General features: G+C 64.3%; 21 protein-coding genes. 14 read left to right on the forward strand and 7 right to left on the reverse strand.

The genetic code is table 11. From position 1 onward, the window contains the following. Positions 1–319: 319 nt before the first annotated feature. The 5 genes from B4I46_RS20325 to B4I46_RS20345 form a co-directional block, all read right to left on the reverse strand. On the reverse strand, positions 320–1,600 hold the full coding sequence (locus B4I46_RS20325) for a hypothetical protein (RefSeq protein WP_286901547.1): 1,281 nt from the start codon (positions 1,598–1,600) through the stop codon (positions 320–322). Positions 1,601–1,611: 11 nt separating this feature from the next. Further along, positions 1,612–2,841: a hypothetical protein gene (locus B4I46_RS20330; RefSeq protein ID WP_286901549.1), complete on the reverse strand. Its 1,230-nt coding sequence runs from the start codon at positions 2,839–2,841 to the stop codon at positions 1,612–1,614. Between the two features lie 116 nt (positions 2,842–2,957). Continuing rightward, on the reverse strand, positions 2,958–3,968 hold the full coding sequence (locus tag B4I46_RS20335; protein ID WP_286901551.1) for a hypothetical protein: 1,011 nt from the start codon (positions 3,966–3,968) through the stop codon (positions 2,958–2,960). Positions 3,969–3,991: 23 nt separating this feature from the next. Further along, the gene (locus tag B4I46_RS20340; RefSeq protein ID WP_286901552.1) at positions 3,992–5,011 is read right to left on the reverse strand and encodes a hypothetical protein; all 1,020 of its coding nucleotides are present in this window, start codon (positions 5,009–5,011) and stop codon (positions 3,992–3,994) included. Further along, on the reverse strand, positions 4,987–9,123 hold the full coding sequence (locus B4I46_RS20345) for an RCC1 domain-containing protein (protein WP_286901554.1): 4,137 nt from the start codon (positions 9,121–9,123) through the stop codon (positions 4,987–4,989). The genes B4I46_RS20340 and B4I46_RS20345 overlap by 25 nt, the downstream gene beginning before the upstream one ends. A gap of 76 nt (positions 9,124–9,199) precedes the next feature. Between B4I46_RS20345 and B4I46_RS20350 the strand changes: the two genes are divergently transcribed. The 10 genes from B4I46_RS20350 to B4I46_RS20395 all read left to right on the forward strand — a co-directional run bounded on the left by B4I46_RS20350 (position 9,200) and on the right by B4I46_RS20395 (position 20,860). Then, a complete protein-coding gene (locus tag B4I46_RS20350) occupies positions 9,200–9,481 on the forward strand; it encodes a peptidylprolyl isomerase (protein ID WP_043860171.1) in 282 nt (93 codons plus the stop codon). Between the two features lie 69 nt (positions 9,482–9,550). Continuing rightward, positions 9,551–11,392 carry an extracellular solute-binding protein gene (locus B4I46_RS20355; protein ID WP_286901616.1) on the forward strand — a complete coding sequence of 614 codons (1,842 nt, stop codon included), beginning with the start codon at positions 9,551–9,553 and terminating at the stop codon, positions 11,390–11,392. After that, positions 11,389–12,447 (forward strand): microcin C ABC transporter permease YejB, encoded by a 1,059-nt coding sequence (gene yejB / locus B4I46_RS20360; protein WP_054914540.1) that lies wholly within the window; start codon positions 11,389–11,391, stop codon positions 12,445–12,447. The genes B4I46_RS20355 and yejB overlap by 4 nt, the downstream gene beginning before the upstream one ends. Next, entirely contained in the window at positions 12,447–13,469 is a 1,023-nt protein-coding gene (locus B4I46_RS20365; protein ID WP_104572438.1) for an ABC transporter permease, read from the forward strand. Before yejB ends, B4I46_RS20365 begins: the two co-directional genes overlap by 1 nt. Positions 13,470–13,497: 28 nt before the next feature. Beyond that, positions 13,498–14,892, forward strand: a complete 1,395-nt coding sequence (locus tag B4I46_RS20370; RefSeq protein WP_286901558.1) for a sigma-54 interaction domain-containing protein — start codon at positions 13,498–13,500, stop codon at positions 14,890–14,892. 278 nt (positions 14,893–15,170) lie between these two features. Beyond that, entirely contained in the window at positions 15,171–16,562 is a 1,392-nt protein-coding gene (locus tag B4I46_RS20375) for a GntP family permease (RefSeq protein ID WP_058540163.1), read from the forward strand. A gap of 10 nt (positions 16,563–16,572) precedes the next feature. Further along, positions 16,573–17,343, forward strand: coding sequence for a 3-hydroxybutyrate dehydrogenase (gene hbdH, locus B4I46_RS20380; protein ID WP_043861492.1), 771 nt, complete (start codon positions 16,573–16,575; stop codon positions 17,341–17,343). A gap of 68 nt (positions 17,344–17,411) precedes the next feature. Continuing rightward, on the forward strand, positions 17,412–17,891 hold the full coding sequence (gene eco / locus B4I46_RS20385) for a serine protease inhibitor ecotin (protein WP_286901559.1): 480 nt from the start codon (positions 17,412–17,414) through the stop codon (positions 17,889–17,891). A 91-nt stretch (positions 17,892–17,982) separates the two neighbouring features. After that, entirely contained in the window at positions 17,983–18,258 is a 276-nt protein-coding gene (locus B4I46_RS20390; protein ID WP_038611202.1) for a peptidylprolyl isomerase, read from the forward strand. A gap of 151 nt (positions 18,259–18,409) precedes the next feature. Beyond that, positions 18,410–20,860, forward strand: coding sequence for an autotransporter outer membrane beta-barrel domain-containing protein (locus B4I46_RS20395; RefSeq protein WP_286901565.1), 2,451 nt, complete (start codon positions 18,410–18,412; stop codon positions 20,858–20,860). 3 nt (positions 20,861–20,863) lie between these two features. On the opposite strand, the gene B4I46_RS20400 is transcribed toward B4I46_RS20395, so the two are convergent. Continuing rightward, a complete protein-coding gene (locus B4I46_RS20400; RefSeq protein WP_043861489.1) occupies positions 20,864–21,490 on the reverse strand; it encodes a LysE family translocator in 627 nt (208 codons plus the stop codon). 101 nt (positions 21,491–21,591) lie between these two features. Between B4I46_RS20400 and B4I46_RS20405 the strand changes: the two genes are divergently transcribed. After that, on the forward strand, positions 21,592–21,924 hold the full coding sequence (locus B4I46_RS20405; protein ID WP_210015441.1) for a hypothetical protein: 333 nt from the start codon (positions 21,592–21,594) through the stop codon (positions 21,922–21,924). On the opposite strand, the gene B4I46_RS20410 is transcribed toward B4I46_RS20405, so the two are convergent. Continuing rightward, on the reverse strand, positions 21,917–22,606 hold the full coding sequence (locus B4I46_RS20410; protein ID WP_058540159.1) for a metallophosphoesterase: 690 nt from the start codon (positions 22,604–22,606) through the stop codon (positions 21,917–21,919). The genes B4I46_RS20405 and B4I46_RS20410 overlap by 8 nt on opposite strands. An 84-nt stretch (positions 22,607–22,690) precedes the next feature. Here B4I46_RS20410 and B4I46_RS20415 point away from each other — a divergent pair, with 84 nt between their 5' ends. From B4I46_RS20415 to B4I46_RS20425, 3 genes are all read left to right on the forward strand, one after another. Further along, on the forward strand, positions 22,691–22,918 hold the full coding sequence (locus B4I46_RS20415; protein ID WP_043861486.1) for a hypothetical protein: 228 nt from the start codon (positions 22,691–22,693) through the stop codon (positions 22,916–22,918). A gap of 62 nt (positions 22,919–22,980) precedes the next feature. Further along, positions 22,981–23,205: a hypothetical protein gene (locus B4I46_RS20420; RefSeq protein WP_286901570.1), complete on the forward strand. Its 225-nt coding sequence runs from the start codon at positions 22,981–22,983 to the stop codon at positions 23,203–23,205. Between the two features lie 119 nt (positions 23,206–23,324). Further along, on the forward strand, positions 23,325–23,537 hold the full coding sequence (locus B4I46_RS20425) for a hypothetical protein (protein ID WP_043861484.1): 213 nt from the start codon (positions 23,325–23,327) through the stop codon (positions 23,535–23,537). Positions 23,538–23,551: the final 14 nt, after the last annotated feature.

The following is a 23,551-nucleotide window of genomic DNA, read 5'->3' on the forward strand; positions in this document are numbered from 1 at the left end:
GGCGTAGCGCGCATTCAGCAGCGCGGCGGTTTGTGCACCCCCAAGGGCATACGCTGCACTCTGTACAAGGCACAAGGTGCAGCCCAGGCACAGTGAACGCATCAGGTTCCTCATCGTCGACTCCTTGGCAGCGTGGCTGCGATCAGTGGATATCAGCTTGGATAGCCTGGTTCGTACTCGCCCGCCCGCCCCGAGAAGGCAGTGCCAGCAGAGGGTTTCAGGTACGATTGCTCACCTCACTCCGTAGCTCGCCGTGCTGCCACGCTTGTCGGTCGCAGTGAAGCCCCCTGGTTAGCTCCATGCCCTATGCCTTGCGTTGTCACAGGTTCTGGTCCAGGGGGTCGAAGGCGAACACCTGGCCGTTGGCCGCCGTCAGATCGACCCGTAGCACAGGAATGACCTTGCCGGCCTGTTGGTAGTAATCGCGCTGGATGTACCGGGCACCGTTCAGCCCGCCACTGCCACGGATAAGGAATGCAGCCTCGAGTGTGAGCTGCGGGCCGATGTTCTGCGGCCAGGGCGCGATGATGATTTCGTTCCAGGCGCCGCCATGGGCACGCACTTCGATGTTCAACTCGAAGGCCTCAGCACTGGGGTCGAAGGCGCAACTGCTGACGGGGCTGGCGCCATAGCGGCTGCGCCAGGCGCTGACACTGTTGATGTTCTGCGAGGCGCAGCTGGCCCGGCAGCTGTTGGGGATGGCGCTGCTACTGGCATTGGCCGGGTAGGCACAGCGCAGTACCAGTGTCTGGCGTGCGGGTGCTGCAAGCTCGCGGTAGATGAGCCCTTCGGTACCGGCCAGGCGCTGCGTGCCGACATCGGCACGTATGTAGGAGAACGACACGCCGTTGCGTGTCACGGAGTTGCTGCTGGGGTTCCATGCGTGAAAACCGGAGGCGCCATTCACTGCGCGGATCAGCACCCCGCGACAGTAGGCGGCTGCCTGCTTGTCGCGGCACCCGCTCAAGGCATCCCGATAGCGGTGCTCAAGGCGCTCGGCCACGCGCCTGCCATTGTAGAGCTGCTCTTGCTGTGCGAAGCCGAACACCTGTGCCTGCGGATCGCCAGGCGCAATCCGCAGGATCGGCAGCCAGAGACCGGTGGCCTGGTAATAGGCCAACTGATTGCGCTGAGCACAGCGCAGGCCCCCGGCCTGCGCGCTGTCATGGAACAGTGCCTGGATGGCAAGCTGCGCCGGCGCCTGTGCCTGCCAGCCAGACACCAGGACCGCCCCGGGCGATACCGGGTCTTGCACAGCCTGAAAAGCCTTGCCGAGCGCTGCTGCGCTCAGACCATCGAACAGCAGGTAGCCGCACCCGAGCGCCAGGCCCGCCATGCTGCGGTCGTTGCGCAGGAAGACAAAGCGCAGGTCGCTGCCGGCAACGTCCTTGAGCGTCCAGAAATCTGCGTTCGCACTCTGCGGTACGCTGCGCACCAGTACGCCGCTGCAGACGAAGGCAGGACTTCTGCCCACGCACTGTTCCGGCGTGTTGGTGAAGCGTGCATTGAGCCACTGCGCCGTGCGGGTGCCTTCCTGCGCGTGCACCGGCGCAAGGCAGGCGCACAGCGCCAGCACACCGCACAGTCTCAAGATGCCCATGTGTGTGCACCTCACTTGAGCTGCTGCACAGCGGGGTCATAGGTGAAGGGCTGCCGATTGGCGGCCTGCACGTCCAGTTTGACCAGCGGTAGCCAGCGGCTGGTCTCCTTGAAGTAGTCCTGCTGGAACGACTGCCCCCCGGCCAGGCCGTTGGTACCCCCCACCTGCCCCAGGTAATGCGCAGTGGCGCTGAAGAAGAACGCTTCGATCGGCAATTGCGCTGCAATGTCCTGCGGCCAGGTAGGGACCATGATTTCATTCCAACCGGTTAGCCCCGGGACTTTCTGGCGAATCTCGACCATCAGTTGCAAGGCCGTGGCGTCGGCGCGGAACGCACAGCTTCTGAACCGATTCCCAGCAGTGGAGGCGGACCAGGTGGCGACGCTGTTCACGGGCGGTTGTTTTTCGTCGCACCAGCCACGAAAGGTGCAGGTGTTGGTTGACACCGCATCGTGCGTGGCGCCGTCGGCGACGTACAGGCATGCGGCAGGCAGAGTGTGTACTACAGGGGCGGCGGTTTCGCGAATCAGATAGCCTTGCGGCCACACCACCACCTTGATGGCCATGTCACTGCGCAGGTAGCTGAAGGACACACCGCCGTTCTTCAGCGCACGGGGGGCCGGATTCCAGGCCTTGAAATTGCCCGTGCCTGTCGAGCGCAACAGCACCCCGTTGCAATCGAACCCGGAGCGGCCGCTGATACAGCCAGGCCGGGTGTCGGCGTAACGCTGGTTGAGGCGCCGGGTGACCCTGTAGCCATTGTCCAGCTGATCCTGCTGGCTGAAACCGAACACCAGACCATTGCCATCGCCCAGGTGCAGGCGCACCACCGGCAACCACTGGGCCGTGGCGTCGAAGTAGGCGCGCTGGCTGCGTTGGGCTGCCGCCAGGGCACCGGCCCGGGTGACGTCGTAGAAGATGGCCTGGATGGGCAATTGCGCGGGCACCTGGGCATTCCAGGTACTGACCACCACGCCACCGGCACTGCTGTCGGCCTGATACGGCCTGCCCAGGCCCACGGCCGTCAGCCGGTCGAACAGCACGAACCCCGAAGGTGCTGCCAGCCCGTCAAGGGCGCGGTCCTTGCGCAGAAAAACCAGTTGCGCGGCATCGTCTTTCTTCCAGAACGTTTCGACGTCGCTGGCTGGCACTGCGCGCAGCAACACGCCGCTGCAGGCAAAGGCCGGTGCGCGTCCTACGCACTGTGCCGGTGTGCTGCTGTAGCGCGCATTCAACTGCATCGCTACCTGCGGGCTCCCGACGGCATGGGCGCTGCCCAGCAAAACGCACAATGCGATGCCACAAATCAGTTTGCTCGCAACGTTCATACAGGTCGCCTCCCATGGCGCGCCGCTGTTCAACGAATGCCGGCCGGGTAGCCCAGCTCATACTCTGTCGTGACTTCGGAACTGACCAGGTTGTCGTAGAGGTCCAGGTACACGGCCGTCTGTGCGCCCAGCCCTTTGCCCCACACCCGGTACGGAGCCAGGTTCAGTGCCTCGGCGAGGCTGTTGGCCGGCGATGGGTAGAGGCGTGCCAGCGCCTCGAAATCCTCGTTGCTCGGCAGGGTGTAGCCCTCGTCGCGGGCCTTGGCCTGCGCTTGTGCCCAGGTGGATCGATACGCCGAGCTGAGCAGGCGCAGCTCACGCACGCCGCGCACACTGAGCACGTAGCGGGAACTGCCCCCTGCCGCGTTCTGCGCAGTGACGGTGATGTCGCCATTGCCCCATACCGAGACCTGTCCATCGGGATCGACCCTGGCAATGTCCGTGTTGTCCACGCTATAGCCGGTGGCCCCTGGCTGTGCACGGGTGTAGCGGGCATAGTCGGGAATGGTCGGTGGCGTCCTGGCCAGGTTGTGCTCGTCGAAGAACACGACATAGCGTCGGCTGGCCAGGTTGAGTGCCTGTGCAGCAGTGAAGCCTTCCTTGATCAGCAGGGTGACCACGCCCGATCTGCGCGGCGCCGAGCGCGGCGCCTGCGCGGTGTAGTAGACCTGCAGGGTCTTGCCGACATTGGCCTCGACATAGCGCTTTTCGATCGGCAAGGTGACGGGTTTGCCGGCATTGCGCGCCGAGATCGGCCAACTGATCGTGGTGATCGCCTGGCCTTGCGCATCGGCAAGGTAGATCGTCAAGGTGGTCTGGAACGCCAGTACTACCGCGTTATCGTTATCAACCCCCTGGACAGTGATGTTCAGCCCCGTGGCCGGTACCTTTTCAGGGTCCAGCTCGGCGCCCTGCAAGGCTGCCACTTCGGGCAGGCGAAGGGTTGGGTCCGAAGGTTGGGTAGTGTATGCATGCGCATTGAACATGCTCGCGCAAACGCATAACACCAGTGCCGCATAGGTACGTCTGATTGCGTCCATCAACGGTTGCTCCTGCCATGGAGTCAGTGGGGCTGGCTGATGCCTATCGCGTAGCCTTTCTGGCTTGGGCTGGCGCTGCTTACCTGCAGCGTTGCCAGGTCCAGGTAGGTGGGCGAGCCGCTCGTATCAGTAACAACACCCAGAAAGCCTTTTTCCGTCATGTCCGGCAGGCCCAGGTTCTGCGCGTTCAGATAGCCCGCGAGGTCGTCTTTTGCCGCCGCGTACACAGCGCTGAAGCGACTGAAGTCGTCGGCTGTCGGCACGTCCAGGCCATAGCTGGTGGCGGCTAGTGCGGCGCCTGGGGCCTGCAGCTCGTGGTCGTAGCTCAACAGGTACAACCCCCTGACCCCTCGGACCGTCAGTGTGTAGCTGCCGATCGAGGCACCGGCAGCGTCCAGTGCGGTAATGGTGACCGGCGGATCCTCTGCATTGCCCAGCAGGCTGACCTTGCCGCTGCTGTCGACACGGGCAACGTCGGTGTTGCTGCTTTTGTAGTTGACGGCCTGTGCGGTGGTGCGGGTGAACTGTGCATAGTCAGGCACTTCTGGCGGCGGGCTGGGTACCTCGGCGGCGGTGCGGAACACGATGTAGTTGCGGCCGCTGAGGTCGACTGTCAGAGGCGCAGCGAAGTTCGCCTTGATGGTGAATGTCAGTACCTGCGACTTCACCCCGTCGACCTCGTAATACACGCGCAGTTGTTGGCCCTCACGGCCAAGCAATATGCTTTTCGCAATATTTTCCCACACCGCCAGTCGGTCGTTGTTCGGGGTGGGCCTTACCTCGTCGTAGAGCACCTTGTTCTGCTCGTCAAGCACAAACAGCCTCAGCACTTTCTGATACCAGCTGGCACTTCTTTGTACCTCTGCACGGGTGAATTCACCCACTGTACCGAGGTCGAGTGCCCCTTCGCTGACATCGTTCATCTTTGGCACGGTGTAGTCGGTCATGTCGTAAACTCCCGCAGGTGGGCAACCGGCGCCAGGTAGCGCCGATTGCAGGGTCATATCGCTCAAAAGCCTCAGGCGCGTGGCGCGCCAGCCCATTCGCCGTCGGCCTCGGCATTGACATCTACCCGGTGGCCGGTGGTCACCTTGTTGCGCAGCGCCGCCTGCACCACCGAACTGTCGCCACCGCCCTGCGGTTGGCCCCACGTCACCACGCGCCCGTCTGACGTCAATGCGGCGAAGCCGTTGGAGTTGGCGTACACCGCACGCACATGCTTCAGTTGGTCGGACACCCGGCTGATATCGCCGCCGGCTTCAGAGCGCCCCCAGACCGCCACGGTACCGTCGCTGCACAGGGCGGCGAACGCCCATGCGCTGCCGGTGACCTGAATGACATTGCGCAGGTCGGCCACAGCCTTTGGCATGTTGCCGCCGTTGTTCGCGTTGCCCCAGGCCACCACCGCACCGTTCCTGCGCCGGGCACAGAAGGCATGCCAGGTGCTGGTGACCTCCACGATGTCAGTCAGCGCTGCAATTTCTTGCGGCACCGAGCCGCCATGGCTGCCAGCCCCCCAGGCCACTACCTGGCCGGTGGCACGCAAGGCGCTGAATGCCTGGGCCGTGGCCCCCTCCAGGGTGACGATATCGGTGTAATCGGCGATTGCAGCCGGTAACGTGCCGCCATATCCGGCATTGCCCCAGGCAACGACACTATTGTTGGTGCGCCGTGCGGCAAAGGCGGCAAAGTTGCCCTTGACGTAGTAGATGTCCTTGAGGTCGGCGATATTCTTGGGCAAGTTGCCGCCGTTGGCGGCACTGCCCCAGGCTACCAGCGAACCGTCGGCACGCTGCGCTGCAAAAGCGCTGCCGGCACCGTAGACAGCGGTGAAATCCGTCAGGTTGAGGATCCCCGGCGGAATGGTCGCACCCTCGGGCCCCACACCCCAGCCAATGAGGCGACCGTCGGCTTTGCGTCCGACAAACGCCCTGGCATTGCTGCGCACTTCGACGAAGTTTCCGGTTTCACCTTGAGGCATGGTACCGCCCTCGAACGCCTGGCCCCAGCACAGCACAGTGCCATCGGTCGTGCGTGCGGCATACGCGCTGCGCGTGCAACTGACTTCAGCGATGTCGCCGCGGCCCACCAATGTCGGCGGAATAGTTGCCCCGTAGGCAATACTGCCCCAGCCGACGATATCGCGCTCCCCTGAGCGTTCGTTGCGCAGGGCGACAAACGCTGCACTGCCATTGACCGCGGCGTCGATTCCGTTGCCGATGATGTTGGCCGGGTTGAGCTGCACCTCATCGGTTTGCGTGCGCACGCGCAGCGCCTTCCAGGGCTGCTTGTCCATCCAGGTAGTGCCTGCGGTCCAGGTGGGCTCGTCCAGGTAACGCCATTCGGCGAGGATCGGCTGCAGGCTTTGCGCATTGAATGCGCTCAGAATTCGCGAGGTACTGGAGGCGCGGTAGGTGCTCGCGCCGTAGCGGGCGCCGAAAATACGCAGGTTGCCGCTGCCTATCACACGGTTGACGAAATAGCTGTTGGACGGCGAACGTTCCTCCGGGCCGCCGCTGCTACGCTGCAGCGTGTACTCGAGCTTGATCGTGGTGCGATTGCTGGCGTTGATCGTGGCATAGGGTACCGACACGTCGAGGGCCTTGCCCTCGTCGCCCGCCGTGACCACGATCGTGCGGTTGAAGTTGCCTGCCGGCAGCTCGCTCTGCACCAGTACGGTCACCCTGTCACCGCGCAGCAATCTGGCCACGGTGTCGATCCGATACGTTGCACCATTGCGCACATCGTCCGGGTTCAGCTGGTTGTTGGCGGTCGCCTGCACGAATATCGGCAGCGGCAACGCCGCACGCTGTACCCGCAGCGTGACGGTGCCGGAAGTCTGCTCGCGGCCATCGAAGCGGTACACCACGTACTTGACCCGTACATTGGCATCGATGTTGGCCAGCACGTACCTTGCTTCGATAGGGGGCATCTGAAGTTTATCGTTTTGATCTGCCAGAATTGGCCTGGTGACGCTCGTCGAGCCTTGCGGGGCATCGCCATCCCAGAACAGTTCCACTTCATCGCCATGTTTGAGCTGGGCCTCGGCTGGGATCGTGACCACTGCATCGCCCACAGGGCGCAGCGTGCCATTGACCGCGCCCTCCACCACCGGGTCGGGCAGCAGTAACTGGCGCTCTTTGCGACGCAACGAAAGCATGGCAGACACGCGAGTCGGCTGGCCGGCTTCGTAGACCTGGTAGTACACATCGGCTGCCACTGTCAGGTAGTTGCTCCACTCGGCGTGCTCGAAGGTGAACATCACTTTCTTGTCAAGATTGTTCTGGGTCACCGTCATCAGATCGTCGAAGAAGGTACCGCCCGCGTCGGACCACACCACCCTGATGGTCTGGTTGAGTTTCATTCCGGTGTACGGCTCGATGATCACATCGACGCTGGCGGGGACATCAGGATCCAGTTCACCGTCTTGTGCCTGCGGGCAACTGGGTGCCGGCAGTTCCAACTGCGCCACGCCCACTTGCAGCGTGAGAGCCTGTGATTCCAGAGGGCGCCCCAGGCCCTGCCGGCTTACGGTGTAGCTGACTTCGAGCGAACCGCCGCTGAGCGGCTGAATGTTCTGCGGCCCGTTCACGGCAAACGAGATGTCTTTTCCTGCGCTGGCGCTGGTGACCGTTTTGGTGTCCTTGTAGAGCAACATGCTGCCATCGGAACCGGTGCCTCGCCAGGTGATCTCGATGAAGTCGTCCTTCTCCAGCTGGGCCGCTGCCGGTACCACCACGGTCGCCGTTGCCAGTGTGGCCTCCAGCACGCCGTCGACCGCTTCGGTCACTTGCGGGCTTGGCAACTTGACGGCAGCGCCGATAAAGCTTGTGCCCACCCGCCGGGAGGTCTGTACTACGTCGCTTTTATCAGGCTTTCTGGTGAACCAGGTCCTGCCAAAACCCCGCGCCAGCATCTGCACGTGGGCATAAGGAATCTTGAATACCAATATCCGGGGGCTGATCAACTTTTGCGGGTAATTCAGGGCAATGATCTGGCCTTGCGCCGTGGTGCCTACCCAGTACAGGGTAATCACATCCCTTGCCTTGAAGCCGAACACCGGCAGCGCCGCCACTTGTACTTCCAGGCCGTCTTGCGCCACCAGCGCCACATCGATCGGGTCGCCCTCCACGGCTTGCGGGTCTGGGTTGACGATGATGGGCGGCAACATTTTGTTGGGGTCGATCGATACCTCGATGTAAGCGCGCAATGACCAGTCGCTTGCGGCATTGAACACTTCGTCCCAGATCCAGTACACAAGTACCAGCTTTTCGCTGTCGCCGGCCTCGTAGATGAGCTCGGCATCCACCTCGATGACGAGGTCGTTGCCCACCTCGTCAGGTTGCACGATGTACTCGACGATCGAGCCGCCCCAGCTCAGGCGAATGGTGTCGTACTGGCGCATGTTCGTGTACTTCGGTACGCTGACTTCCACGCCATACAGCTCGCCATCAAGGAGGTCCTTGATGTCTTCTTCACCCACCACGCCACCGATGGGAGGGCTGGTCAGAAACGGTGGCAGCAGGTTGTAGTGCCCGGGGTAATCGGGTTGAGGGTCGTTTCCGCCGGGGAACTTGAGGCGTACCAGCACCTTGAGCACCAGCGAGGACTCCTTGTTGGTGGAGCCTGCACGCGTGACCACATAGTAGAGGTCGTGCACGCCCTCCAGCACATTTTTGGCCGGGATGGTGGTTTTGATGTTCTTGCCGACGTCCCCCTCGCTGACATTGACCCTTACCGCCGCGATCTTGCTGGTGCCATAGAACACCTCGATCAGATCCCCCGCCAGCATGTTCTGATACGGCTGCACGTATGCCTGCATTCCGAGCACCGAATTGACGACCCCCTTGTTCACGCCAACCTGGGCGCCTTCGGTGTATACCGGGGTGATGTAACCTGGAATGTAGATACGCCGCAGGGCCTGGGTGCCGGCTGCAAATCCTCCGAATGCCGGCGTTTCTCCCACTATGGCATTGAACAGGTCGATGTCCGTTTGCAAGCCCGATGGGGTCCGGGGGGCAGTCAAGTTGTTCGTCATGAAGTTTTCTCCAATCCAGGAAGCCCGAAAGGTATGAACGGGGGAATGGGCTGGAAATGATTCAAAGGCAAAATGTACGAGGCGCACAACTGACACAAATACCAGGTGCCCGGCCAAGGCACGTGCACACCGGGGGAGGAAATCGCGCGCCGATTGCGCTAGGCTGCACCTTTACTCACCAGGAGCATTCTCCATGGCAAAAGCCACCGCCCGTCACATCCTTGTCGCCAGCGAAGACAAGTGCAACGAACTCAAGGCACAGATCGAAGCCGGCGCCGACTTCGCCGAAATCGCCAAGGCCAACTCCACCTGCCCCTCCAGCCGCCAGGGCGGTGACCTGGGCTCGTTCGGCCCCGGCCAGATGGTCAAGGAGTTCGACACCGTGGTGTTCAGCGCACCGGTGAACACTGTTCAAGGCCCGGTGAAGACCCAGTTCGGCTATCACCTGCTGGAAGTGACCAGCCGCCAGGACTGATCGGTCTTGGCCGCATCTGCCGGCCGTGCCGAGGGTCGGCCCGCTCCTGTGAGAGCGGGCTTGACCCGCATTGTGCTGTTGGCCCTTGCCCCGCTGCTGTTTCTGCTGCCTCCCTGGCAAACCCTGATCGCCGCCCCCAGCCACGCCCTCACCGTCTATGGTGAAGCCCCCCGCTACCGCGCCTCGTTCAGCCATTTCGACTACGTCAACCCGCAAGCCCCGAAAGGTGGAAGCCTGCGTCGCTCGGCGCTGGAAATCGGCGGCTTCGACCATGTGCTGCCCTACATCGACAAGGGCACCGGGGTCAGCGAGGTGGACGGCTGGCTGTATGCACCGCTGGCCATTCGGTCACTGGACGAGCCCTATACCGTGTACGGCCTGATCGCGCAAAAGCTCGAGCGCAGCGCCGATGGGCTGTGGCTGCGCTTCTACATCGACCCGCGTGCGCGTTTTGCCGATGGCCGGCCAGTGCGTGCCGAGGATGTGCGCTTCACCTACCAACTGCTGCTGCGTGAAGGCAATCTCAAGTACCGCACGCAGTTTGCCGACGTGGCTGCTGTGGTGGTCGAGACGCCCCTGCAGGTACGCTTCGACTTCAAGAACAATCAGAACCGTACCCTGGCCCTGGACCTGGCGTCGCTGCCGGTATTGCCCGAGCACGCGCTCGACCAGGATGCATTCACCAACGGCGGCGGCTTCCAGGCGCTGGTGGGTAGCGGCCCGTACCGCATCGCACGGGTCGACAACGGGCGCAGCATCACCTTCGAGCGCAACCGCGACTGGTGGGCACGGGACCTGCCGGTCAATCGTGGGCGCTACAACTTCGACCAGCTGAAGATCGAGTATTTCGGCGACACCGACGTGGCACGCCAGGTGCTGCGCGGTGGCGGTTACGATTACAACCGCGAGTTCTCCGCCACCGGCTATTCGATCGGCTACAACGGCCCGGCCCTGGACGACGGGCGCCTGCAACGTGCGCACCTGGCCCGAGGGGCGCCGCAGAACGCCCAGGGCTATGTGTACAACCTGCAGCGCCCGGTGTTCCAGGACCGGCGCGTGCGCCAGGCACTGGGCCTGCTGTGGGATTTCGAATGGAGCAACCGGCAGATGATGCGCAACCTGTACATCCGCCAGCAGAGCTTCTTCGCCAACAGTGCACTGGCCGCCCGCGCCCTGCCCGACCGCGCAGAGCTCGCCTTGCTCGAACCCCTGCGTGCCCAGGTGCCGGCCGAGGTATTCGACCGGGTGTTCGAGGCGCCGCGCACCGACGGCTCGGGGCTGATCCGTGACAAGCAGCTGCAAGCCCTCGCTCTGCTGCAGCAGGCCGGCTGGCGCCCGCAGGGCGATCAGCTGGTCAATGCCCGGGGCGAGCCGCTGAGCTTTACCTTCCTCAATGGCCAGTCGGGCCTGGAGCGCCTGCTGCTGCCGTGGAAACGCAACCTGGCGCAGATCGGCATCACCCTGGACATACGCCGCATCGACGCGGCCCAGTACGTCAACCGGCTGATGGCCCGTGACTACGACATGATCGTCACCGGCTACCCGGTGTCGCCCTCGCCGGGGCTGGAGCTTTACAGCTACTTCGGCTCGGCGGCGGCTACCGACCCTGGCTCGAACAACTACATGGCCCTGCAGGACCCGGCGGTGGACAGCCTGATCGACGGCCTGGTCAAGGCCGCGAGCCCGGCCGACATGCTGCGCCATGCCCATGCGCTGGACCGGGTGCTGCAATGGAACTACTACTGGATCCCCAATTACTACCCGCCCGGCGCCTCCACGGTGTGGTGGAACCGCTTCGGCATCCCCAGGGTGCAAGCCAGCAATGACCCGGCGCTGGACACCTGGTGGGAGGTCAGCCCCACCCCGCTGACCACAGCGCAGATGGCCGAGCGCCTGGAGGCTGCGCCATGACCGCGTACATCCTGCGCCGGCTGCTGCTGATACTGCCCACCCTGCTGATCATTCTGCTGGTGAACTTCGTGATCATCCAGGCGGCACCGGGCGGCCCGGTAGAACAGGCCGTGGCGCGCCTGCAGGGTATCGGCGGCGGTGCGCCGGGGGCCGGCAGCGACACGCTGCACAGCGACTCGCGGGCCAGCCGCGGGCTGGACCCCAAACTGCTGGAGACCATCAGACGCCAGTATGGCTTCGACAAGCCGGCCCACGAGCGGCTGTGGCTGATGCTCACTCGCTACGCCCAGCTGGATTTGGGCAGCAGCTTCTTTCGCGGTGCCAAGGTCACCGACCTGATCCTGGACAAGTTGCCGGTCACCCTCTCACTGGGCCTATGGGCCACCCTGATCACCTACCTGGTGTCGATCCCGCTGGGCATCCGCAAGGCCATCCGCCACGGCAGCGCTTTCGATGCCTGGAGCAGTGCGCTGATCGTGATCGGCTATGCGCTGCCAGCGTTTCTGTTCGCACTGTTGCTGATCGTGCTGTTTGCCGGTGGGACCTCGCTCAACTGGTTTCCGGTGCGCGGGCTGGTGTCGGAAAACTTTGCCGAGCTGAGCCTGGCCGGCAAGCTGGCCGACTATTTCTGGCACCTGGTGCTGCCGGTGGGCTCGCTGGTGATCGGCGGTTTCGCCACCCTCACCCTGCTGACCAAGAACGCCTTCCTCAACGAGATCACCCGCCAGTACGTGGTCACCGCGCGGGCCAAGGGCCTGAGCGAGCGTCGGGTGCTGTACGGGCATGTGTTTCGCAACGCGATGCTGCTGGTGGTGGCGGGCATTCCCCAGGCGCTGATCACGGTGTTCTTCGCAGGCTCGCTGCTGATCGAAGTGATCTTCTCGCTCGACGGCCTGGGCCGCATGAGCTACGAGGCGGCGGTGTCGCGGGATTACCCGGTGGTGTTCGGTTCGCTGTTCATCTTCACCCTGTTCGGCCTGTTGATCCGTCTGCTGGGCGACCTGTGCTACACCCTGGTCGACCCGCGTATCGACTTTGCCACGAGGCAGCACTGATGCGGCGCCTGTCGCCGTTGTCCAGGCGCCGGCTGGCGAATTTTCGGCGCAATCGCCGCGGCTGGTTCTCGCTGTGGGCGTTCGGGCTGCTGTTGCTGCTCAGCCTGGGGGCGGAGCTGGTGGCCAACGACAAGCCGCTGCTGCTGGGCTACCAGGGCAGCCTGTACTTCCCCGCCTTCAAGCGCTACACCGAACAGCAGTTCGGCGGCCAGTTGCCGTTCCAGCCCGACTACCGCAGCCAGTACGTGCGCCAGCTGATCGAGGGCCAGGGTGGCTGGATGCTGTTTGCCCCGATCCCCTTCAGCGCCGACACCCCCAACTACGACCTGCAGGTACCCACCCCCAGCCCACCCACCACCACCAACTGGCTGGGCACCGACGACCAGGCGCGCGACGTGCTGGCGCGGGTGCTGTACGGCACCCGCGTGTCGATACTGTTCGCCCTGCTGCTGACCGCCATCAGCACCGTGATCGGCGTGGCCGCCGGCGCCCTGCAGGGCTACCACGGCGGCTGGGTGGACCTGATCGGCCAGCGCCTGCTGGAGGTGTGGTCGGGGCTGCCGGTGCTGTACCTGCTGATCATTCTCAGTGGTTTTGTGGAACCCGGCTTCTGGTGGCTGCTGGGAATCATGGCGCTGTTTTCATGGCTGGCGCTGGTGGACGTGGTGCGCGCGGAGTTCCTGCGCGGGCGCAACCTGGAATACGTGCAGGCCGCCAGGGCGCTGGGCCTGCCCGATCGGCTGGTGATCGTGCGGCACATTCTGCCCAATGCGATGAACGCCACGCTCACCTACCTTCCGTTCATTCTCACCGGGGCCATCTCGACCCTCACTGCACTGGATTTTCTCGGTTTCGGCATGCCCGCCGGCAGCGCCTCCCTGGGCGAGCTGGTGAACCAGGGCAAACAGAACCTGCAGGCACCATGGCTGGGGTTTACCGCATTCTTCGCCCTGGCGTTGATCCTTTCGCTGCTGGTGTTCATCGGCGACGCATTGCGCGAGGCGTTCGATCCACGGGCATAATCGCAGCCTCATTACGGCGGAGCGGCCCATGCAAGACAGTGACAGCCTCAAGGACTACCAGCGCGTGCGCCAACTGGCGATCCGCTCGCTGTTCGAGATCATCGAGCAATCCAGCGAGGGAACGATCATCGTCGATCGCGATGCACGAATCGTGTGGATGAACCAGCGCTACGCACGGCGCTTTGGCCTGGAGGACGCCAGTGCCGCCATTGGTCAGCCGTGCGAAAGAGTGATCCCCGGCAGCCAGATGCGCGACGTGATCACCCAGGGCCGGCCGATTCTGCTGGACATGCTCGACACGCCCAAGGAGCCGCTGGTGGTGATGCGCCTGCCGATCCACGATGCCGAGGGCGCGGTGATGGGCGCCATCGGCTTTGCCCTGTTCGATGAGCTGCACAGCCTTTCGCCGCTGCTCAAGCGCTATGCCAGCATGCAGCAGGAACTGGCCTCGACCCGCTCGCTGCTGCGTGCGCGCCAGGCCAAGTACAGCTTTGCGCAGTTCATCGGTACCAGCGCCGCAAGCCTTGAGGTCAAACGCCGCGCGCGGCGTGGGGCCAGCAGCGATTCGCCGGTGCTGCTGCTGGGTGAGACCGGCACGGGCAAGGAGTTGCTCGCCCATGCCATCCACGCCGCCTCGCCCCGCGCCCACAAGCCGTTTGTCAGCATCAACAGCGCCGCCATCCCGCACGATCTGCTGGAGGCCGAATTCTTCGGCACCGCGCCGGGTGCGTTCACTGGCGCCGACCGCAAGGGCCGGCCGGGCAAGCTGCAGGTGGCCGAAGGCGGCACGCTGTTTCTCGATGAGATCGGCGACATGCCGCTGGCGCTGCAGAGCAAACTGCTGCGCGTGCTGCAGGAAAAGGAATACGAGCCGGTGGGTTCCAACCAGATGCTGCAGAGCGATGTGCGGGTGATTGCTGCCACTTCGCGCGACCTTTCGGCAGCGATGGCCCGCGGGGAGTTTCGCGCCGACCTGTATTACCGCCTGAACGTGCTGCCGATCGAGGTGCCGCCATTGCGTGCCCGGCTCGATGACCTCCCGGCGTTGAGCGAGGCGATTCTGGAGGAGCTGGGCAGCCGCCATGAGCTGCAGGCACCGGCACAGGCGCTGCTGGCTCGACATGCCTGGCCGGGCAACATTCGCGAGCTGCGCAACGTGTTGGAGCGGGCCACGCTGATGGCTGACCAGCAGCAACTGACTGCCGCCCAGGTGCAATCGGCATTGGGCCCGTTGACGCCCCTTACAGTCGACACCGACCCCATAACCGACTACAGGCAGGCGTGCGAAGCATTCGAGCGCCAGTTGCTGGAAAACGCCCTTGCCCGCTGCGCCGGAAATGTGCCGCAGGCCGCGCGTGAGCTGGGGTTGGGGCGTTCGACGCTGTACAAGAAGCTGGCGGCTCTGGGGATAAAGTCTCAATAGAGAGACTGGCATCTCAACCTGGAGACGGCCTTGCTGATGAATCGGCACAACGCGGTCATAGACCTGTTTGCGCGGTGTGTCAGGCAGACCCCGTGGGCAGATCCTCCTGCGCTGCAAGCGCACGCACGGCACACCCAGTCTCAAACCAGAGACAATCATTCGATAAATTCCACTGGAATTAGTATTTATCCATATAAATCAATAGCTTATTAACATGGCACGGTCTTCGCTAAGGGCTGCATCCCAACAAAAACAAGATGCACCCAAGGAGACACTCGATGAGTGTGATCATTGCCCTGGCAGCCCTGGCGCTGCTGATGCTGGCGGCCTACCGTGGCTACAGCGTGATTCTTTTTGCCCCCATCGCCGCCCTCGGCGCGGTGCTGCTTACCGACCCTTCCGCCGTCGCGCCCGCCTTCACCGGGGTGTTCATGGAAAAGATGGTCGGGTTCATCAAGCTCTATTTCCCGGTGTTCCTGCTCGGCGCCGTGTTCGGCAAGCTGATCGAGCTCTCGGGTTTCTCGCGCTCGATCGTGGCTGCCGCCATTCGCCTGCTGGGCACACGCCAGGCCATGCTGGTGATCGTGCTGGTGTGCGCGCTGCTCACCTATGGCGGGGTGTCGCTGTTCGTGGTGGTGTTCGCGGTGTACCCGTTCGCCGCCGAGATGTTTCGCCAGAGCGATATCCCCAAACGTCTGATACCAGCCACCATTGCCCTGGGTGCGTTCTCGTTCACCATGGACGCCCTGCCGGGCACCCCGCAGATCCAGAACATCATCCCCAGCACCTTCTTCAACACCACCGCCTGGGCCGCGCCTTGGCTTGGCGTGATCGGTACGCTGTTCGTGTTCTGCACCGGGATGCTGTACCTGCAGCGCCAGCGCAACAAGGCGCAGCGCGCCGGTGAAGGCTACGGCAGCGACTTGCGCAACGAGCCCGAAACCGCCGCCGACCTGACCCTGCCGCACCCGCTGCTGGCGTTGTCGCCACTGCTGCTGGTGGGGGTGATGAACCTGCTGTTCACCCACTGGATTCCGGCGTGGTACGGCAAGACCCACAGCCTGAGCCTGCCCGGCATGAGCGCCCCGGTACAGACCGAGATCGCCAAGCTGACGGCCATCTGGGCGGTCGAGGCCGCCCTGCTGCTGGGCATCCTGCTGGTGCTGGTCAGCGCCTTCGGCGCCATCCGCACACGCCTGGCAGAGGGCAGCAAGAGCGCGGTCAATGGTGCCCTGCTGGCGGCGATGAACACGGCGTCGGAATACGGTTTCGGCGCGGTGATCGCGTCGCTGCCAGGCTTTCTGGTATTGGCCGATGCGCTGCGCAACATTCCCAACCCGCTGGTCAACGAAGCCATCACCGTGACCCTGCTGGCCGGCATCACCGGCTCGGCATCCGGCGGCATGAGCATTGCGCTGGCGGCCATGGCCGACAGTTTCATCAGTGCGGCGCACGCGGCGAACATTCCGCTGGAGGTGCTGCACCGAGTGGCCGCGATGGCCAGCGGCGGCATGGACACCCTGCCGCACAACGGCGCGGTGATCACCCTGCTGGCGGTGACCGGCCTGACCCACCGCGAAGCCTACAAGGACATCTTCGGCATCACCCTGATCAAGACCCTGGCAGTCTTCGTGGTGATCGCTACCTTCTACGCTACAGGCATTGTCTAAGGAGACTTCCATGAGCCTTGCAGGAAAAGTCGCACTGGTTACCGGTTCCACCAGCGGCATCGGCCTGGGTATCGCCCAGGCATTGGCCGGCGCTGGCGCCGATGTGATTCTCAACGGCTTCGGCGACGCCAGTGCAGCGCTTGCCGAGGTGGGCCGGCATGGCACCCGGGTGGGGCACCACGCGGCAGACCTTGGCAGCGTGGAGCAACTGAACGACCTGTTTGCCTATGCCGAACGCGAGTTCGGCGGGGTCGATATCCTGGTCAACAATGCCGGCATCCAGCATGTCGCCCCGGTGGAGGCGTTCCCGGTGGAACGCTGGGACGCGATCATCGCGCTCAACCTTTCGGCGGTGTTTCACAGCACCCGCCTGGCACTGCCCGGCATGCGCCAGCGCAACTGGGGGCGGGTGATCAACATCGCCTCGGTGCACGGGCAGGTCGGCTCGGTAGGCAAGGCCGCCTATGTGGCGGCCAAGCACGGGGTGGTCGGGCTGACCAAGGTGGTGGGCCTGGAGACCGCCACCAGCAACGTGACCTGCAACGCCATCTGCCCCGGCTGGGTGCTCACCCCGCTGGTACAGAAGCAGATCGACGATCGCATCGCCAGCGGGGTCGACCCGCAGCAGGCCCAGCAGGACCTGCTGGCCGAAAAGCAGCCCTCGCACGCCTTCGTCACACCGCAACACCTGGGCGAGCTGGTATTGTTTCTGTGTAGCGAAGCCGGCAGCCAGGTACGCGGCGCCGCCTGGAACATCGATGGCGGCTGGCTGGCCCAGTAGCCATCGGCCTGGGGCGCAGGTACCGCTGGCCGGCTACGACTGTCATTTTCAAACCGCAAGGAGCTTTTATGCGACCGCTTTCCCTGACCGCCCTGTTCATGCTGCCCCTGGCTTTCAGCGCCCCTGTTCTCGCAGCCAGCCTCAAGGATGTGGCCCCTTATCCCGAAGCCGAAAACGGCTTTGTGCGCCAGGTGATCCACTTGCCCGAGCAGAAAGACGAGTCGGCATTCAAGGTCGAGGTACTGGCCGGCAAGACCCTCAAGGTGGACTGCAACCTGCAGCGCCTGGGTGGCAACCTCGAAGAAAAGACCCTCGAAGGCTGGGGCTATAGCTACTACCGGCTGGACAAGGTGATGGGCCCTGTCTCTACCCTGATGGGCTGCCCCGACAACAAGAAGACCGACGCCTTCGTGCCGGTAGTCGGCGATGGCTTCCTGCTGCGCTACAACAGCAAGTTGCCGGTGGTGGTCTACACCCCCAAGGACGTGGAAGTGCGCTATCGCATCTGGTCGGCTTCCAGCGAGGTGAAACGCGCCACGGTGGAGTAACCCGCCAAGGCGTGGGTTCGGGGCACGGCGCGCCAAGCCGCCCTGCCCCGAATCAGGCATAATCGCCGGTTTTACCCGTAACAGAGGCAACATGAAAGCACAGGCCCGTCACATCCTGGTCAAGACCGCCGAAGAAGCCGAACAGCTCAAGCAGCGCATCGCCAAGGGCGAAGCCTTCGATGTGCTGGCGAAAAAGTACTCCACCTGCCCGTCGGGCAAACGCGGCGGCGACCTGGGCGAAGTACGCCCGGGACAGATGGTGGGCGCCATCGACCAGGTGATTTTCAAGAAGCCGTTGCGGGTGGTACACGGCCCGATCAAGAGCAAATTCGGTTACCACCTGGTGCAGGTGTTCTACCGCGATTGAGCCCTCTGCCCTGATCGACAGGCGCGCCATCGGTCAGGCGTTTTTTGCGCCAATGTGCACTTTTTCGATGACCACCTATCATTTCTGCCAGTTGCGACCGCCGTCGCAGCCCTGTATCGCTTGGGCCGATCGCTAGCCCAAGGAGGACGAAATGAGCCCGCCCAGCCGCGTTGCCCTGGCGTGCCTGCCGTTGCTGGGCCCGTGGGCCCTGACAAGTCAGGCGGACTGCACCTTCGCCCCTACCGGCGGCAACGATCGTTATGTCTGCGACAGCGGCATTGGCACCTCCCTTGTCGACCCTGGCGGTGACAACACGCTGATACTGCCGGCCGGGGGCAGCGGCACCCTCGCCGGCAGCGTGACCTTCGGCCCCGGCGCCGACCGCGTCGAGATGGCGTCGGGCATCATCACTGGCGTGCTCGATCAGGGCGCGGGCATCGACACCTTCATCATGACCGGCGGGCAGTTGCAGGCCTTGCAGCAGGGCAACGGCCGCGACCTGTTCCAGATGAGCGGCGGACGCATCATCGGCGCTTTCGAAGATGGCGATGTGGCCTACATGAGCGGCGGGCGCATCGGGCGCGTCGACATGAAGCTGGACCGCAACCTGTTCGACATGTCCGGCGGCATCATCGACGCCAACCTGGTCACAGGCTTTGACCGCGACACGGTCATCGTCAGTGGCGGACGCATCGGCGGCAACATCAGCGTCAGCGGCGGCGACGACAGCGTGACCATCAGCGGTGGCGAGGTGGTGGGCAATGTACTGCTCAGCTTCGACGACGACAGCTTCACCTGGCGCGACGACGGCATCGTGCGCGGTGCGGTGCTGATGGGCGACGGCAGCGACCAGGCGCTGCTGGCCAACCTCGACGAAAGCCGCCTGGGGCTGGTGCGCCAGGTGGACGGCGGCCTGGGCAGCGACAGCCTGGTACTGGACCATACCCGCAGCAGCCTGGGCGCGCGCTATACCGGTTGGGAGCGCATGGCCCTGACCAACGCCTCGGTCTTCAACCTGGATGACCACCTGGTTCTTGGAGACCAGGGCACGGGTACCGGCACCTTGCTGATCGATGCCACCAGCCAGCTGGTGGCGCGCACCGGCCAGGTGACGGCGTTTGCCGGCGGCACACCGGTGAGCGTGAACAACGCCGGGCTCATCGACCTCAGCAGCGGCGCCAATGCACTGGGCCGCCTGACCCTCGACGGCAACTACGCAGGCAGCAACGGCGTGCTCAAGGTCGACAGCGTGCTCGAAGGCGACGGCGCCGCCTCCGACCGGCTGGTGGTCAACCAGGGCTCGCTGGCCGGCAGCACTGCCCTTCAGGTGAACAACCTGGGCGGCAGCGGCGCGCTGACAGCGGCCGATGGCATCCAGGTGGTCGAGGCCGGCCCTGGCACCACCAGCACCAGCACGGCGTTCAGCCTTGGCCAGCCCTTGTCGGCCGGGGCCTACCAGTACTACCTGTTCAAGGGCGGGGTCAGCGCTGGCAGCGAGAACAGCTGGTACCTGCGCTCGAGCGTGGTCGCGCCCCCGGTATCGGCGCCGCCCCTGCCCGGCCAGCCACCGCCACCGGTGGTGCCGGTGCCCGTGGCCGCCCCGGGCACCCCGCCACTGCCCACCCCGGTCGCCGGGCAGGCCATCGTGCTATACCGCGCCGAAGTGCCGGTGTACGCGGTGGCCAGCCGCGCCGCGGCCATCATCAGCCTGTCGACCCTGGGCACCTTCCACCAGCGCCAGGGCGAGCAACGCCTGCTCGACGAACAAGGCCCGGTGGCCGCCGGGTGGGCCCGCACCTTTGGCGAGCACCTGCGCCAGCAGTGGTCCGGCACGGTGTCGCCAAGCCTGGACGGCAACCTGAGCGGTTTCGAGGTGGGTCATGACCTGTATGCGATGCACACCGACGGCGGTTATCGCCAGCACGCCGGGGTGTATGTCAGCCATAGCCGGCTCGATGGCGATGTCAAAGGCTTCGCGCTGGGTTTCGAAGACAATGCGGTGGGCGATGTCCGCCTCGATGGCGACAGTGTCGGCGCCTACTGGACGCTGATCGGCCCCGGGCAGTGGTACGTGGACACGGTGCTGCAGTACACCGATCTGGACGGCCGCGCCCGTTCCGATCGCGGCGTGAAGCTCGATCTGGATGGGCATGCCCTGGCGGCCTCCGTGGAGGCCGGCTATCCGCTGGCATTGAGCGCGCGCTGGGTGGTCGAGCCCCAGGTGCAGGTGATCGCCCGCAAGGTCGACTTCGATACACGCAGCGATGGCATTTCAACGGTCACCCAGGACAGCCAGACCAACTGGACCGGGCGCGTTGGCGCACGAATCAAGGGCAGCTATCTGGCCGGCAGCGTGCCGCTCGAGCCCTACCTGCGCAGCAATGTATGGCGCAGCAGTGGCGGGCGCGACACCCTGCGGTTCGACGGGGGCGAGCCGATCAGGACTGATCAGGCCGCCACCTGGATGGACGTGGGCGCCGGCCTGAGCGCCCGGCTGAGCCCCGCCGTGGCGGTGTACGGCGCAGTGACCTACAGCGCCAACCTTGACAGCCGCCAGCAGGAATCGATTGGCGGCACCCTGGGGCTGCGCATCCGCTGGTAGGGCTCAGGCCCGGCGTGCGGCGAGCAGGCCGAACCCCGCCAGGCCCAGCAACGATGCGCTGACCCGGTTGAACAGCCGACGCGGTGCAGGCTGGTTGAACCAGCGCTGCATGTACGCCCCCAGCCAGCCGTAGATGGCGATGGCCAGCCACTCAAGTACCAGGAACATCGCCCCCAGCACGGCGAACTGCTCGGCCACCGGCGTGGCGCTTGTCACACTGACGAACTGGGGCAGGAACGCGGTGAAGATCAGGATGGCCTTGGGGTTGCCGGCTGCCACCAGGAACTCCTGACGCGCCAGGCGCAGGGTGCCCACGCCGCGTGCACCGACCTGCGCGGCCTCGCCGACCGGTGCGCGCCACAACTGCCAGGCGATGTAGAACAGGTAGCCGGCGCCCAGCACCTTGACCAGCAGGAACAGGTATTCACTGGTATGCAGCACCACCGCCAGGCCCATGGCGGCCAGTACGATCATGCCGGCAAACGCCAGCAGGCGGCCGGCGCCAGCCAGGCAGGCCGTGCGCAGGCCGTAGCGGCTGGCGTTGTTCAGCGACAGCAGGTTGTTGGGGCCAGGGGCCATGTTCAGGGCGAAACAGGCCGGGATGAATAACGCGAGGGTGGTCAGGTCCATGAGGGGCTCCGGTGGCTGGGGCAACGAGTTTCAAATGCCCTGCCGGCCAGCGTCAAGTCATGTATGATCGCGCGCTTCTCGAAATCTGCCAGGAGGCGACCATGCGCCAGAACAGGGTAGGCCGCGGCCATATGATGGTCTTGCTGACGGCTGGCTTCCTGTTGATTCTGGGTGCCCTGGCGATGGCCCTGCTGAACCTGCAAGACCTGCAGGCGGGCAGCGTGACCAGCATGGTCAGCAACCGTATCCGGCCAGTCCACCACGTGACCCATACGCTGCGTGACAACCCCGACGCGTTTCATGCCGCGATCCTGTTCAAGATGGTGTTCAGTGGCCTGATGCTGCTGGTTGGCATCGCGTTGGCATGGGTATCGATACGCCAGCTCAGGCGAACCCCCACCAAGCCCAACGGTGACCCGTGGTGGTTCATCTAGGCGTCTGCAGTAACTCAAGGCTGGCAAGATCAAGCAGGCTGAAGTGTCCGCTTGCCCAGCCGCCGGTATCGAGGTGCCAGACATTGCCCAGCACCTTCACCTCGCGCAGCGTGGTGTGCCCGACGATCAGCGCACGCAAGCCCTGAACCTCGCCAGTGTCGCCCTGCTGCAAGCGTCGCCGCGACCATTGGCACACCTCCTGAACATCGGCTGAAGGTTCGCCTGCCAGGTGCTCGCACAGTGTCTGCCAATGCGCGAACGGGCAGTCGGCGTGCAGCAGGCCGACCAGGCCTTCAGGGGTTTGCAGCTCCAGCGCCAGGGGCATCTGTTCGAAGGCGGCCACAAAGCGGGCCTGGGCCTGCGCATCCAGGTCAAGAAACCAGCCGCCACCACTGGCGCGGTACATCGCCTGGTCCAGCCAGTGGCCCCGCACGTGGGCAATGGCCAACGCTTCATGATTGCCTTGCACCGCGTGAAACCAGGGTTGATCGAGCCATGCCAGCGCCTGTTCGCTGTCGGGCCCACGGTCGACCAGGTCGCCCACGCTGAAAAGCCGATCGATGGCCGGATCGAACCCGACGGCATCCAGTGCCTGCTGCAGGCGCTGGAAGTGCCCATGGACATCGCCCACCGCGATATCGCGACCACGACGGTTGGCCCGTACCTGCACCCTGGCGCTCATGCTGTGCCTCCCCTCTTCTGTTGCCGATGGTGTCGCCTGCTAGAATGCACCCATTTGAACGCAATCAGCCCATCCGAGGTATCCATGGGTATCAAGAAGTCCTCCGCAGAACTCAAACGTGACCTGAAGCTGGTCGCCACCGACCTGGAGCGTACCGCCGGTGAAATCAGCAAGCTGGCCGAGCGCATCAAGGACGTCGACGTGGTGGCGGTGCTGCACCTGATGAACCGCCTGTACCGGGACTCGGACAAGCTCAAGGCCTATGCCGACGAGGTCAAGGACGGGCGCATCGTGCGCGGCAAACCCGATTGAGGCTGGGGGGGCCAACTGCCGGCGCACTGCTACACTTAATTCGCCGAAGGGAGGAATGCGCCATGTCCGACAAAGAGATCACCACCCTGCTGACCCTGATCAACCACCGTCAGGACCGCCTGGCCGTGGCCTGCAAGGAGATCGCCGACTGGATCGACCGCCAGGGCGATGTACCGGTGGCGGGCAAGATCCGCGACACCCTCAAGGCCATCGAAGCCGACGAGGTGCTGGTGAAGAAGACCCTGACCTCCCTCACCCTGGACCGACCGCTGCCGCGTTTTCGCTAGCCGCTGACAGGCAGGCGCAGTGCCCGTTCCGATGGAATTGTTGTCGCAATATCAATATGATAGCGGCCTGTCGCACGCCGTTCGTGCGACAGTGGACAATGACTCGGGAAGGATTACTCGTGAAAGATTTTGTTATCAGCGTCAACAACGTGGTGCTGTACGTGGCACTGGCCGTCATCTGGATTTCCGGCCTGTTCATGTTCAGCCAGAGCTTCCTGGCTGGCCTGGGCACATTGATTGTCGGTACGCTGACCTGGTGCATCGTTTCCGGCTTCTGGTTCGTCCAGTCGGCCACCTACGAAGAACTGCGCAAGCTCAACAACAAGCCCTGACGCCCCGGCGTAGC

The sequence above is a fragment of the Pseudomonas sp. UBA7500 genome, from assembly GCF_002478435.1.
Classification (GTDB): domain Bacteria; phylum Pseudomonadota; class Gammaproteobacteria; order Pseudomonadales; family Pseudomonadaceae; genus Aquipseudomonas; species Aquipseudomonas palmensis.

Coding starts and splice junctions, on each gene's coding strand:
- B4I46_RS20325 (WP_286901547.1), bottom strand. CDS start 1,600: ATGGGCATCTTGAGACTGTGCGGTGTGCTGGCGCTGTGCGCCTGCCTT.
- B4I46_RS20330 (WP_286901549.1), bottom strand. CDS start 2,841: ATGCAGTTGAATGCGCGCTACAGCAGCACACCGGCACAGTGCGTAGGA.
- B4I46_RS20335 (WP_286901551.1), bottom strand. CDS start 3,968: ATGGACGCAATCAGACGTACCTATGCGGCACTGGTGTTATGCGTTTGC.
- B4I46_RS20340 (WP_286901552.1), bottom strand. CDS start 5,011: ATGGGCTGGCGCGCCACGCGCCTGAGGCTTTTGAGCGATATGACCCTG.
- B4I46_RS20350 (WP_043860171.1), top strand. CDS start 9,200: ATGGCAAAAGCCACCGCCCGTCACATCCTTGTCGCCAGCGAAGACAAG.
- yejB (WP_054914540.1), top strand. CDS start 11,389: ATGACCGCGTACATCCTGCGCCGGCTGCTGCTGATACTGCCCACCCTG.
- B4I46_RS20365 (WP_104572438.1), top strand. CDS start 12,447: ATGCGGCGCCTGTCGCCGTTGTCCAGGCGCCGGCTGGCGAATTTTCGG.
- B4I46_RS20370 (WP_286901558.1), top strand. CDS start 13,498: ATGCAAGACAGTGACAGCCTCAAGGACTACCAGCGCGTGCGCCAACTG.
- B4I46_RS20375 (WP_058540163.1), top strand. CDS start 15,171: ATGAGTGTGATCATTGCCCTGGCAGCCCTGGCGCTGCTGATGCTGGCG.
- hbdH (WP_043861492.1), top strand. CDS start 16,573: ATGAGCCTTGCAGGAAAAGTCGCACTGGTTACCGGTTCCACCAGCGGC.
- eco (WP_286901559.1), top strand. CDS start 17,412: ATGCGACCGCTTTCCCTGACCGCCCTGTTCATGCTGCCCCTGGCTTTC.
- B4I46_RS20390 (WP_038611202.1), top strand. CDS start 17,983: ATGAAAGCACAGGCCCGTCACATCCTGGTCAAGACCGCCGAAGAAGCC.
- B4I46_RS20395 (WP_286901565.1), top strand. CDS start 18,410: ATGAGCCCGCCCAGCCGCGTTGCCCTGGCGTGCCTGCCGTTGCTGGGC.
- B4I46_RS20400 (WP_043861489.1), bottom strand. CDS start 21,490: ATGGACCTGACCACCCTCGCGTTATTCATCCCGGCCTGTTTCGCCCTG.
- B4I46_RS20405 (WP_210015441.1), top strand. CDS start 21,592: ATGCGCCAGAACAGGGTAGGCCGCGGCCATATGATGGTCTTGCTGACG.
- B4I46_RS20410 (WP_058540159.1), bottom strand. CDS start 22,606: ATGAGCGCCAGGGTGCAGGTACGGGCCAACCGTCGTGGTCGCGATATC.
- B4I46_RS20415 (WP_043861486.1), top strand. CDS start 22,691: ATGGGTATCAAGAAGTCCTCCGCAGAACTCAAACGTGACCTGAAGCTG.
- B4I46_RS20420 (WP_286901570.1), top strand. CDS start 22,981: ATGTCCGACAAAGAGATCACCACCCTGCTGACCCTGATCAACCACCGT.